General features: G+C 66.2%; 7 protein-coding genes. 2 read left to right on the forward strand and 5 right to left on the reverse strand.

Features of this window, described 5'->3' with window-relative positions; genetic code table 11:
* The first annotated feature begins 238 nt into the window (after nt 1–238).
* Complete coding sequence (locus VGV07_RS25460; protein WP_326871533.1) at nt 239–2,716, forward strand: hypothetical protein; 2,478 nt, start codon at nt 239–241, stop codon at nt 2,714–2,716.
* Between the two features lie 411 nt (nt 2,717–3,127).
* Here the strand turns inward: VGV07_RS25460 and VGV07_RS25465 are convergent, their stop codons facing one another.
* The 5 genes from VGV07_RS25465 to VGV07_RS25485 form a co-directional block, all read right to left on the reverse strand.
* Nucleotides 3,128–6,262: an efflux RND transporter permease subunit gene (locus tag VGV07_RS25465; protein ID WP_326871534.1), complete on the reverse strand. Its 3,135-nt coding sequence runs from the start codon at nt 6,260–6,262 to the stop codon at nt 3,128–3,130.
* Nucleotides 6,263–6,428: 166 nt separating this feature from the next.
* Nucleotides 6,429–7,664: an efflux RND transporter periplasmic adaptor subunit gene (locus VGV07_RS25470; RefSeq protein ID WP_326871535.1), complete on the reverse strand. Its 1,236-nt coding sequence runs from the start codon at nt 7,662–7,664 to the stop codon at nt 6,429–6,431.
* 145 nt (nt 7,665–7,809) lie between these two features.
* Nucleotides 7,810–8,463 (reverse strand): ankyrin repeat domain-containing protein, encoded by a 654-nt coding sequence (locus VGV07_RS25475; protein ID WP_326871536.1) that lies wholly within the window; start codon nt 8,461–8,463, stop codon nt 7,810–7,812.
* Nucleotides 8,464–8,615: 152 nt separating this feature from the next.
* Nucleotides 8,616–9,608 carry a GlxA family transcriptional regulator gene (locus tag VGV07_RS25480; protein WP_326871537.1) on the reverse strand — a complete coding sequence of 331 codons (993 nt, stop codon included), beginning with the start codon at nt 9,606–9,608 and terminating at the stop codon, nt 8,616–8,618.
* Nucleotides 9,605–10,165 carry a cysteine hydrolase family protein gene (locus VGV07_RS25485; protein ID WP_326871538.1) on the reverse strand — a complete coding sequence of 187 codons (561 nt, stop codon included), beginning with the start codon at nt 10,163–10,165 and terminating at the stop codon, nt 9,605–9,607. Before VGV07_RS25485 ends, VGV07_RS25480 begins: the two co-directional genes overlap by 4 nt.
* Before the next feature lie 304 nt (nt 10,166–10,469).
* Between VGV07_RS25485 and VGV07_RS25490 the strand changes: the two genes are divergently transcribed.
* Nucleotides 10,470–12,641 (forward strand): FdhF/YdeP family oxidoreductase, encoded by a 2,172-nt coding sequence (locus VGV07_RS25490; protein ID WP_326871539.1) that lies wholly within the window; start codon nt 10,470–10,472, stop codon nt 12,639–12,641.
* Nucleotides 12,642–12,800 lie beyond the last annotated feature (159 nt).

Raw genomic sequence — 12,800 nt, forward strand, 5'->3', positions numbered from 1 at the left:
CGGCTCATCGCTGGCAGTTTGAAGGGCGCGGCCTGCGGGTCGCGCCCTTCTGTTTTGTCGTAAGCATCTTAGCGTCGTACTGTAAGTAGATATTGGTATCGGATAAAATTCGACCCTGCTGATGCATGCATTCGATAACCGGAAATCCCTCTGCGCAAACAACAAGCAAGTAGTTGACAGCGTCCTGTCAGCTTGCGAGGCGCAAGTTCCGCGTCATGTTTTGCAGAGGAGAAGCGTGATGCGATCCAGAAAGATAACAGTACTCGCGGCAGTGATGCTGATGACAAGTACGAGCCTCGTACCTGCCTACGCCGACGGCCTGCTCGGCGGTGTTCTGGGTGATGGCGACGGCGGCGGCGTGCTCGGCGGCGTCCTTGGTGATGGCGGTGGCGGCGGAGTTGTCGGCGAAGTCCTTGGCGGCGGTGATGGAGACTCTGGTCTCGGCGGCGTCCTCGATGTGGATAGCGGCGACGCCGGCAATGACGCGGCGGTGAATGTCGGCCTCGGTTCGGACGAGGGCACCAGCCTCGGTGTGAACCTTGGCGACGGTGACGGTGACGGCCTGCTTGGTGGTCTGCTGGGCGGCGATGGGGACGGCGACGGCGACGGCGACGGGCTGCTTGGTAACGTCCTGGGTGACGGCGTCGGCAACGGCGACGGCCTGCTCGGCGATGTCCTGGGCGACGGCGTCGGCAACGGCGACGGGTTGCTCGGGGATGTCCTGGGCGACGGTGTCGGCAATGGCGACGGGTTGCTAGGTGATGTCCTCGGCGACGGCGTCGGCAATGGTGACGGCCTGCTCGGCGACATTCTCGGCGACGGCGTCGGCAACGGCGACGGGTTGCTGGGCGATATTCTCGGTGACGGCGTCGGCAATGGCGACGGTCTGCTCGGCGATATTCTCGGCGACGGTGTCGGCAATGGCGACGGGTTGCTAGGTGATGTCCTCGGCGACGGCGTCGGCAACGGTGACGGTCTGCTCGGCGATATTCTCGGCGACGGCGTCGGTAATGGCGACGGGTTGCTCGGCGATATTCTCGGCGACGGCGTCGGCAATGGCGACGGGTTGCTCGGCGATGTTCTCGGCGACGGCATCGGCAATGGTGACGGCCTGCTCGGCGACATTCTGGGCGACGGCATCGGCAACGGCGACGATGGCCTGCTGAACGGATTGCTCGGTGATGGGATCCTCAACGGTGAGGATGGTCTGGTTGGCGACATCCTGGGCGACGGCATCGGCAATGGCGACGATGGCCTGCTGAATGGGTTGCTCGGTGACGGAATCCTCAACGGTGAGGATGGCCTGCTGGGCGACCTCGGTGGGATCGCCAATGGCGACGATGGCCTGCTGAACGGCCTGCTCGGCGACGGGATCCTCAACGGTGAGGATGGCCTGCTGGGCGACCTCGGCGGCATCGCCAATGGCGATGATGGCCTGCTCAACGGTCTGCTTGGCGATGGCATCCTCAGCGGCGACGACGGCGTGCTGAATGGCCTGCTCGGCGACGGTGTCGGCGGCGTCCTCAACGGCGATGATGGCGTGCTGAATGGCCTGCTCGGCGACGGCGTCGGCGATATTCTCAACGGCGACGACGGTGTGCTGAACGGGCTGCTTGGGGACGGTGTCGGCGGCATCCTCAATGGCGACGACGGAGTGCTCAACAATGTCGGCGGCATCCTCAACTTTGATGATGGCCTGCTCGGCGGTCTCGATGTCGGCGGCATCCTCAATGGAGGCGGCAGCGGGCTGCTCGACGGGCTCGATGTCGGCGGTATCCTGAATGGCGACGACGGCGTGCTGAACGGGCTGCTGGGCGGCGATGACGGCGTACTGAACGGCCTGTTCGTCGGCGACATCCTCAACGGCGACGAAGGTCTGCTGAACAGTCTCAACCTGCTCGGCGGTGACGATCTGCTGCAGGGCCTCAATATCAGCGACATCCTCGATGGCGGCATCCTCAATGGCGTCACCGATGTGCTCGAGGTCGGCGACCTCGACCTGCTCAACCTCACCGATATCGGGCTGCTCGACCTTGGCGATATCGGTGATATCGGCCTGCTCGATCTGGGCGACATTACCGACCTGGTGTCGCTCACCGATCTCGACCTGAGCGGCATCCTGTCCGACCTCGATCTCGACGTCGGCGGCATCCTGTCTGATCTCGAGGTCGGCGACATCCTGTCCGACCTCGACCTGAGCAACCTGCTCGATCTCGACCTTAGCAACCTGATCAATATCGGCGACATCGATATCGACCTGGGTGGCCCTGGCGGTCCGGGAGGCCCTGGTGGTCCTGGCGGCCCTGGCGGTCCGGGAGGCCCTGGCGGTCCTGGTGGCCCCGGCGGTCCTGGTGGCCCGGGCGGCCCCGGCGGTCGGGTGATCGTGGCCGGCGGCGGCGGTGGCGGGTACGGCATGAACCGCGCCTGCAACGTGAACGACGCCAAGCAGGTCATCGCGCAGGTCAAGCAGATGCAGCTGAACCGCGCCGTGCTTACCAACGTCAAGGGCATCAAGGTGGTTAAGGTCCGCCTCTGCCCTGACCTCAAGGCCAAGGTGGCGCAGACGGTGATTGCCAGCAAGAAGGTGCAGGTTCTGCAGCGCGTGCTGGGTGGCAGCAGCAAGATGGTCGCCGAACTGCAGCGCTCCGGCGCCGGCGTCGGCAACATCTACGCCATCGGCCGCAGTGGTGCGCAGCTGACCGTGTACTCGTTCTGATCACCCGCCCCGATCAGAACCCGAAGAAGGGCGCAGGCGGTTGGCTCCCCTGCGCCCTTCGACTTGTCCGCCGGCTGCGCTGGAGGGCGCGGCGCGCCCCCATCTCAGGTGTCATCCCAGCGAAAGCTTATGGGCGCTATGTTAGGTCACGCCCCCACCACCGGGTCATTCCCGCGAAAGCGGGAACCTCTGTTTTCGTGCCCGCTGCACGATCGCAAACGGAGTTCCCCGCTTTCGCGGGGATGACACCGAGTTTGGGGGATTTCTAGAGAAAGCTGGGACCCATCTTTCCGCTGGCGCGGGCTGCGAGTTGGGTCCCAGCTTTCGCTGGGATGACACCGGTGAGGGGGAGAGGTAGTGCCCTCCAGTCCCCCTCTTTCCGCAAAGCGGTGGAGATGACGACCCGTGCCGCTACTCCGCCGGAGCCGGGTGCGCATCGGCCTCCGTCACATCGGCGGCTTCCAGCTCCCGCCGCAGACGCTCTTCTTCCACCGCCTTGGGCTTCGAGAACCGCGCCAGCAGCAGGTAGGCGACCGGGGTCAGGTAGAGCGTTGCGACTGCCGCGAGGCTCAGCCCGCCCACCATGATCCAGCCCAGAGCAGCGCGCGCCTCCGAGCCGGCGCCGCCAGCGATGATCAGCGGCACGCCGCCGAGTACCGTGGCGATCATGGTCATCACCACGGGCCGGAGCCGGATATTGGCGGAGTTCTCCACGGCCTCGCGCACCGATTGGCCACGATCGCGCAACTGGTTGGCGAACTCGACGATCAGGATGCCGTTCTTGGCCATGATGCCGACCACCAGAACCAGACCGATCTGGCTGTAGACGTTTAGCGTCACCCCGGTCAGCAACATGGCGAACACCGCGCAGGCGAGACCGAACGGCACCGTCGCCATGACGATGATGGCGCTCCAGACGCTCTCGAACTGTGCCGCCAGCACCAGGAGGATGACGATCAGGGCGAAGCCGAAGGTGATCAGCAGCCCGTTATTGCTCTCGCCCAGCGTCTTCGCCTCCGCCATCGGCACGATGGTCGCGCCATCCGGCAATAGCGGCTGGGCGATGGCCACGGCCTCGTTGTAGGCGTCGCCGAGCGCGAAGCCATCGGTTAGCGCCGCGGTGACGGTCACCGCACGACGTTGCTGCTCGCGGCCCAGCGACGGGGCGATCGGCGCCTCGGTCAGCGAGGCGATGGTCGACATCGGCACAAAGCGGCCATCCGTGGTCTTGATGAAGATCGACTCGAGGTCGCCGGGGTCGTTCACCGGGCTCGAGGTCGAGAGCATGCGGACCGAGTAGCTGGCATCGTTGATGAACACAGTGCCGACGTCGGAGCCATCGATCATCGCCTGCATGGTGGTGCCGAGGCCGTTGATGTCGATGCCCAGTTGGGCCGCTTTCTCGCGGTCGATGGTGAGCGTCATCTGCGGCTGCGTCGTCTCGTAGTTGACCGAGACGCGGCCCCATTTCTCGTCTTTCTCCAGCTCGGCCTTCACCTTGTTGGCAGCGTCGGAAAGCGTCGCGTAGTTGTCGCCGAGCAGGGCGAACTGCAGGCCGGAGCCGCCACCGCGCACACCGAGGCTGTTGCCCTGGCGGATATTGGCGCGCACGCCCGGCACCCGCACCAGCTGCTGGGTGATTTCGGCGGCGATCTGCTGTTGCGACCGGGTGCGATGCTCCCAATCGGCCAGCGTCATGATGATGAAGCCGGAATTGGTGTTCGAGCCGAAGCCGGAGATCGAGAAGATGCTCGTTGCCTCGCCGCTATCCTTGTAGGCCTGCAGCATCTCTTCGATCTTCTGCATCTGGGTGCGGGTGAAATCGAGGCTGACGGTCGCCGGCGCGCTGACACTGATGGCGACCTGGGCACGGTCCTCCGGCGGGGTGAGTTCCTGCTTGAGCGTGCCGAACACCGCCCAGGCGGCTCCGGCGAACAGCAACGCAATGACGATCACCACCAGCGGGTTGTCGAGCGCCAGCTTCAGGGTGCGGCGGTAGAGCCCCGCCAGCACGCCGCCGAAGCGCTCGAGCAGGTTGGGCGGCCGCTCGACATGCGGCTTCAGCATGCGCGACGCCAGCATCGGCGCCAGCGATAGCGCCACCACGGCCGACAAGCCAACCGAGATCGCCAGGGTGAAGCCGAACTCGCGGAACAGCAGGCCTGTCTGGCCCGGCAGGAACGAGATCGGAATGAACACCGCGGCGAGCGTCAGCGTGGTGGCGACCACCGCGAAGAACACTTCCCGGGTGCCGAGCACCGCTGCAGCGCGGGGGCCGAGCCCCATGCCGCGCCGTCGGGTGATGTTTTCGAGCACCACGATCGCGTCATCGACGACGAGACCGGTTGCGATCACCAGGGCGAGCAAAGTCAGGATGTTGAGCGAGAATCCGAAAGCATAGATTCCGGCAACGGTGCCGATCAGCGCGACCGGCATGGTGACCGCCGGAATGATGGTGGCGCGCCAATCGAGCAGGAACAGGAAGATGATGACGATGACGCCGACTACAGCGATCAGCAGCGAGCGCTCGACCTCGTGCACGGCCCCGGCGATGAACACCGATTCGTCCGAGGAAATCTTGATGTCGACGCCGGGGGGCAGGGTGGTCTTCAGTTCGGCGACCGCTGCCTTGACCCCCTCGGAGATCTGCATGGTGTTGGATTGGGCCTGCCGGACGATGCCGAGCCCGATGCCGGATTTGCCGTCGCTGCGCAGGCCCGAATTGGCGGCGGCCGGCGAGAATACCACGCTCGCCACGTCGCCCAGCCGGGTGTTGCCTTTGATGACGATGTTCTCGAACGCCTCGGGGGTGTTGACCTCGGCGATGGCGCGGATGGCGATGTTCTGGTTGGTGCCGTTGAGCGAGCCGGCCGGGCTGTCGAAGGCGATGGTCGAAAGCGCGCTGCGGATATCGCCGACGGTCAGCCCCAGGCTGGCGAGCTTCACCTGATCGACGTCGATCTCGAAGCTGCGGTTCTGTGTGCCATTGACCTGCACGTCAGCGACGCCGGTCACCGCGGCGAGCCGCTCCGAGATGGTGTTGTCGACCAGTTCGGTCAACTCGTCCTTGCTGAGGGTATCCGAGGTTACCGCCAGCTGGATGATGGCCTGGGCGTTGGCATCGGCCTTGACGATGGTCGGGGTCTCGGCGCCATCGGGCAGCCGGTTGCTGATGCGGCCAAGCGCATCGCGGATGTCGGAGGTGGCGTTGTCGAGATTGGTGCCGTCGTTGAAGGTCATCGAGACGCGGCTGCGGCCATAGGACGAATCCGACGAGATCGAGGCCACGCCCTGGATACGCGCTACCACGCCCTCGATGGCGGAGGTGATCTCGCGATCGACGGTTTCCGCGGCGGCGCCGGGGAAGCTGGTGGAGATGGAGAGGGTAGGGCGCTCGACACTGGGCAACTCGCGAATCTCGACGCCGAAGAAGGCCGCAAGCCCGGCGACGATGATCAGGCAGCTGACGACGATCGCCAGCACCGGGCGGCGGACGAACAGCCCGGCAATGGCGCCACCGCGCTCGTTCTGGGTCTGGATGCTCATGCGGTTGCTCCCGGGTGGTCGACTGAGACAGACGGCCCCCTCCCATCCTCCCCCACAAGGGGGGAGGTGCCTGCCGGTGCGTTGGGCACGATCGAGCTACCGCCTCGACTCTTCACCTCCCCCTTCATGGGGGAGGCCGGGAGGGGGCCGTCTGTCTCAGTCGTCCTCACGACGGATTCCCCTGGCCCTGAGCCGGCCGGTTCCGGCCCTCAGCCTGGCCGCCACCGGCCGGATCATCCAGCAAGCGCACGCTCGCCCCGGCGGTGAGCTGCTGCACGCCCTGAGTTACCACCTGGTCGCCCTCGGCCAGTTCGGCCTTCACCAGCACGCCGTCGGAGTTGCGCTGGATGATCTCGACCGGCACGCGCTCGACCTTGCCGTCGGCGAGCTTCCACAGATAGCTGCCGGCGCTCGACCACTGGATGGCCAGGGGATCGACCGAGGGGAACTGTTCACCGGGGAAGGTCATGGAAACCGAGAACGACATGCCGGGCCGGAGCCGGCCCTCGTCGTTGGGGATGGCGGCTTCGACTTTCAGGGTGCGGCTCGCCGGATCGATGCGGTTGTCGACGGCGCTGACTTCGCCGGCGATGGTCTGGCCGGGCAGCGCCACGGCCGTCGCGGTCAGCGGCATGCCCTCGGTGATGGCCGAGGCATAGCGCTCGGGCACCCAGAAGCTGACGAGGATGTGCGAGGTATCCTCGATGGTGGTGACGATGCTCTGCGAGGTCACGGTGTTGCCGGCGCTGACCTGGAACAGGCCGACCGTGCCGGCGATCGGTGTCGAGATGGTGCGCTTCTGCAGCGCCAGGTCGGCGTTCTGCAGCTCGAGCCGGGCGTTGTTGAACGCCAGCTGCGCCGCCGCGACCTGTACCGTCGTGGTGTTATTGGCCTTGGCCAGTTCGTTGGTGCGATCGAGCGCCGTCTGCGCGTCATCGAAGGCGAGTTTGGCGCGTTCCAGGGCGATCCGTTCGGCATCGGCATCGAGGCGGCCGATCACCGCGCCTGCCGCGACGGCGTCGCCGGGGCGTACCGTCAGTTCGGCAAGCGTGCCGCTGGCCGGCGACACCACGGTCACGGAGTGCGCTGCGGCGCCTTCGCCGATCGAGGTCAGTTTGTCGTTGATGGTTGCGAGCAGCACCGGTGCGGTGACCACCACCATGGTGCGATTGCCGCCGCGCCCGCCGCCCGAACCGCCACCCCCGCTGCCGGGGCCGCGCTGGCCGCCGGCCTGCTGCTGGCCGGGTGTGCCGGCCGGGCCGGTCGCCGCTTCGGCAGGCTCGCCGAAGGGAAGGGTAATGCCGAAGCGGGCCAGCGTCTCCGATGCACCGGGCACGAAGAAGACGTAAGCGACCGCGGCCGCTCCTATGACGATGAGCGAGAGCAGCAATTGCCTGAACAAGCGAGCGAATCCTAAACGAGATGTGCCCCAGCCGGATCAGGGGCAGAACGGCGCGGACGATAGCATCGGCATTGTGCGCTTCACATTAAATCGCCGTAACTTTGGGGTGAGCGCCAGAAACCCCCACCGTCGGGTGCGCGGCGCTTCAATGAGGGGCAAGCTGCTCCAGCCGCGCTGCCAGCCATTCGTGGCCGCCCTCGCGGGCATAGCTCGCGGCCGAGCGATCCTTGCCACTCAGTTGCATGGGGTCGGCGCCGAAGAGGAGCAGCAGTCCGACGATGGCGGCATCGCCGTGCATGGCGGCCGCATGCAAGGCGGTGAAACCGTCGGCCTGCACCTGGTTGGGGGCAGCCCCGGCACGCAGCAGTTTCTCGACCATCAGGGCGTTCCGCTTGGCCGTCGCGGCATGGATGGCGGCGACCTGCTGCGGGTTCTTTGCCGCTTCGTTGACGTCGCGGGTCAAGGGCAGCAGCAGTTCGAACGCTTCGGCATTGTCGAAGAAGGCGGCCAGCCCCAGCGGGGTGAACCCGTCGGCGGACAGGGCGTTCGGGTCCCAGCCGCCGGCCAGCGCCACTTCCAGCCGTTCGCCATCGTTGAGGATGATGGCCTCGTGCGGATCGAGTTCGGTGACGTGGGCTCGCACGGCAGAGATGGCGCCGACATTGCCCATATAGGCCGCCCAGGCCACCAGCGAGGCACCGCTCGGATGCCGGGCATGCGCCAGGTCCGGATCGCGCGCCAGTTCGGCGCGCAGGCCATCGAGATCGTTGCCGGTGATGAGGACGAATGGATCACTCATCAGCAGAGCATAGCGCTGGTTGCCGGGCGGTTGAAGCCATCCTGTGGTAAGCGGGATCGGTGGAGGCAGGGGCGACATGCTGGCCCAAGGATTCATCGGCGCTCTCCTGCAACGACCCGGATTTAACGCCGAAGAGGCCAGCGTGTTCCCTGTCAGTGCGCGCGCGCCGCACTGGGCGGAGTGGCGTTGACCCGACCCCAGGCGCGGCGGAGCTGGCGGGAGGAGGCGAAGCCGGTGCGTTCGGCGATCCGCTCCATGTCGAGCCGGGTTTCGCTCAGCAGTTGCTGGGCCAGCGCGACCCGCAGCCGGTTGACGTAATCGGGGATGCTCATCCCCGCATGTTCGTTGAACAGGCGGGAAACGTGGCGCGGGCTGGCGAAGGCGATTTCGGCCAATGTCTCCAGTGACCAATCGCGCGCCGGGTCGGCTGTGATGGCGTCCTGCACCCGGTGGATCGCCGGATGGATGTGGTTGCGGCCCTCGAGCCAGGGCGAGAGCTGTGGGTCAGTGCCGGCGCGGCGCAGGTAGACGACAAGGAAGCGCGCCACCGCGGCGGCGGTGGCGGGGCCGGCGAGCTGGCCGATGATGTGCAGCATCAGATCGATGCCGGCAGTTATGCCCGCGCTGCTGTAGCGCTCGCCATCTTCGACATAGAGGCGGTTTTCCAGCACGCGGGCAGTCGGCGCGGTTTGGGCCAGCAGCGCGCAATCGGAGAAATGCGTGGTGCAGGCGCGGCCATCGAGCAGGCCGGCGCGGGCGGCGAGCAAGGCGCCCGAACAGATGCAAACCAGCCGGATGCCGGGGCGGATGTGGTGGCGCAGCCAGGCGACGATCTCGTCAGAGCCCTGCAGCGGCGCCTCGATCTGCCCCAGTCGCTCGCCCCCGAGGATCACCTCGGTATCGCCCGACAGCACCACCATGGCGTTGTCCTCGATCGCCTCGGGCAGCGACGCGATGCCGCTGACCGTGAGCCCGATCGAGCTGGTGACCTCGGGCAGGGGGCCGACATAGCGGACATCGAACGCCACGGCCGACTGCAGCTGGTTGGCCTTGCGCAGGGCCTCCATCGGCCCCGCGACATCGAGCAGCAGCGTCCGCGCCGGCAGTACCACGTAGACCGGTATCCGGCGCAGAACGGAACTCATGCGGCGGCGGCCTTGGGGGCACCGGCCAGCGCTTCGGCGATGGTGCAGACGCGGGCAAAGCGGCCATCGAGTACCGCGGCGGTGCGGGCCTTCAGCTCCTCGACGCTCCAAGTACGGCCGGTCTTGTCGGTCAGCGCCATGGTGTGGGTCGCCTCGGTGACGTAGTCGACCTGCCAGCCGAGATCGGACGCGTGCCGAGTGGTGGTCTCGCAGCACTGCTCGCTGCGAATGCCCGAGACGATCAACCGGCGGATGCCGTTCTCGGTGAGCCAGACATCGAGACCCGAACCGACCAGCGCGGAGTGGCGGGTCTTGTGGAACTCCGCGTCGGGCGTCAGCTGCAGCTCGGCCAGCGGGCGGACGAAACCGGAAGCGAGCGAGAAGATTCCCTCGGGTTCGACATGCAGCACGCGGACCACGGCATGGCCTTTGGCGCGCGCGCCATCGATCAGCGCCTGCTGGTTCCTGAGATAGGTGGTGTAGTCGGTCTCGAACCAGTTCTGGCGCTGCCTGAACGATTCCTGGGCGTCGATGACGAGCACGGCGGTATCGGACATATCTGGACCTCATGGGCTGGATGATGGCCGGAAGGTAGGCTGCGTGGAGGATGCCCGAAAGGCCCGGGCGGGACAAGGAGCGGACAGAAAAGGACATTCGGGAGGTCGCATTGCCGCCTCCACGCCGGATGTCATCCCTGCGGAGGCAGGGACCCATTTCACCGCCCGCGCCAGCTGTGAGTTGGGTCCCTGCTTTCGCAGGGATGACACCGAGTGTGGGGAGGCTATCGACGGCTCTTACGCCGCCGATGTGGATGACTGCGGCACGGGATGGATGCTAACCTCCGCCCAACGAGGATACCCCATGACTATCGACGACAGGCCGCGCATCGTCGGCGGCGGCCCCAAGAAGCTGCTCTATACGGTCGACACCATCCGTCGCATGGGCGTGGGCAAGGCCGCCAAGGCGCTCACCGCGCACAATACCTGCAAGGCCTGTGCCTATGGCATGGGCGGGCAGAAGGGCGGGATGACCAACGAACTGGGCGAGTTCCCCTCGGTCTGCAACAAATCGGTGCAGGCGCAATCGACCGATATCCAGCCGGCCATCCCCAACGAGGCGTTCCTCCACCCGCTGAGCGACCTGCAGCAGCTCTCGGGCCGTGAGATGGAAAAGCTCGGCCGGCTGAACACGCCACTGTTCAAGGCCGCCGGCGCCGACCGGTTCGAGCCGGTGAACTGGGATCTTGCCATCGCCCACGCCGCGGCACAGTTGAAGGTGACCGATCCCAACCGCAGTTTCTTTTATTCCTCCGGCCGTTCGTCGAACGAGGCGGGGTTCGTGTTCCAGCTGCTGGCGCGAGTGTATGGCACCAACAACGTCAATAACTGCTCGTACTACTGCCACCAGGCGACCAGCGAGGGGCTCGCCACCACCATCGGCAAGGGTACGGCGACGGTCGAGCTCGAGGACCTGACCGGGGCGGACCTGATCTTCGTCATCGGCGCCAACCCGTCCTCGAACCACCCGCGCTTCATCCACATGCTGAAGCACTGCCGCGACCGCGGCGGCGACGTGATCGTCATCAATCCGGCGAAGGAACCGGGGCTGGTGAAGTTCGCGGTGCCCAAATCGCCGACCTCGATGCTGTCTGGCGGTACCGAGATTGCATCGGATTACCTGCAGCCGCGCATCGGCTCAGACATCGCGCTGTTCAAGGGGCTGATGAAGGCGGTGCTGGCGATCGGCGCTGAGGACCGGGGCTTCATTGAGCAGCATACGGCAGACTTCGAGGCGCTGAAGACCGACCTAGAGGCGATTCCGTGGGGCGAGATCGAGACGATCACCGGTCTGTCGCAGGCGCAGATCGAGCGCGTCGCTACCCGCTATGCCAACCGGCAGAACGTCGTGTTCGCCTGGGGCATGGGGATGACCCACCACCTGCACGGGGTTGAGAATGTCGAGGCGATCGCCAACCTGGCGTTGCTGCGCGGCATGATCGGCAAGCGTTATGCCGGGTTGCTGCCGCTGCGCGGCCACTCGAATGTCCAGGGCATCGGCACTATCGGGGTGAAGCCGATCGTCTCCGCAGAGGTGTTCGCCGCGATGGAGCAGGCCTTCGGGATTACCCTGGGCCGGACCAAGGGGCTCGACACCATGGCCGGGCTCGAAGCGGCCGCGCGGGGCGAGATCGACAGCGCAGTGATCATGGGCGGGAACCTCTGGGGGGCGACGCCCGACACCGCCTTTGCCAGCCGCGCCATGGGCGCTATCGGCTTCAAGTTGTTCCTCACCACCACGCTCAACCGCGGGCACGTCCATGGTTTGGGGGAGGGCGAAGTGCTGATCCTGCCGGTCACGGCGCGCGACGAGGAATGGTCGCCGACGACGCAGGAATCGATGTTCAACTTTGTCCGGCTGTCGGATGGCGGCATCGAGCGGCTCGACAATGTGCGGCCGGAAACGGTGATCCTCTGCGATCTCGCGGCACAGCTCCTGCCAAACAGTCCGGTGCCCTTCGAGCGATTCAAGGAACACCGGCAAGTCCGTGAAGTCATTGCGAAAGTCGTGCCGGGGCTGGAGCAGCTGGCCGACATCGATGTGGCGAAGCGCGAGTTCCACATCAAGAACCGGGTGATGCACGCGCCGCAGTTCGGCACGGCAGATGGCAAGGCGCATTTCGTGGTGACGGCGCTGCCCAAGGCGCCGGCGCCGCTGACCCTTGCCACGGTGCGTTCAGAGGGGCAGTTCAACACCATCATCTACGAAGAGCAGGACAGCTACCGGCTGAAGGCCGGACGCGACGCCATCTTCCTCAACCGCGAGGACATGGCATCGTTCGGGGTGCGCGACGGGCAGCGCGTCACCCTTGCTTCGGACACCGGCCGCATGGAAGGCACCGCCACCGCCTTCGACCTGCCGCGCGGCTCGGCGCTGGCTTATTATCCCGAGGCCAATGTGCTCTGCGGCACCGCGGTCGACCCTCGCTCCAGGACCCCGGCCTTCAAGTCGGTGCCGGTGTGGATCGAAGGGTAGGGGGCAGGGATCGCCGTTCCCATGAGGATGATGCGGGCCACGCTCTTTCATCCCCACAGGTGTCATCCCTGCGAAAGCAGGGACCCATCTGTCAGGTGGCGCCGACTGCGAGTTGGGTCCCAGCTTTCGCTGGGATGACACCGAGTGGGAGGGGTACCT

It is taken from the genome of Devosia sp., from assembly GCF_035944845.1.
GTDB lineage: Bacteria > Pseudomonadota > Alphaproteobacteria > Rhizobiales > Devosiaceae > Devosia_A.

What these genes read in the sequence shown, in the direction of transcription:
- VGV07_RS25460 (WP_326871533.1), top strand. Translation starts at nt 239, where the DNA reads ATGCGATCCAGAAAGATAACAGTACTCGCGGCAGTGATGCTGATGACA.
- VGV07_RS25465 (WP_326871534.1), bottom strand. Translation starts at nt 6,262, where the DNA reads ATGAGCATCCAGACCCAGAACGAGCGCGGTGGCGCCATTGCCGGGCTG.
- VGV07_RS25475 (WP_326871536.1), bottom strand. Translation starts at nt 8,463, where the DNA reads ATGAGTGATCCATTCGTCCTCATCACCGGCAACGATCTCGATGGCCTG.
- VGV07_RS25480 (WP_326871537.1), bottom strand. Translation starts at nt 9,608, where the DNA reads ATGAGTTCCGTTCTGCGCCGGATACCGGTCTACGTGGTACTGCCGGCG.
- VGV07_RS25485 (WP_326871538.1), bottom strand. Translation starts at nt 10,165, where the DNA reads ATGTCCGATACCGCCGTGCTCGTCATCGACGCCCAGGAATCGTTCAGG.
- VGV07_RS25490 (WP_326871539.1), top strand. Translation starts at nt 10,470, where the DNA reads ATGACTATCGACGACAGGCCGCGCATCGTCGGCGGCGGCCCCAAGAAG.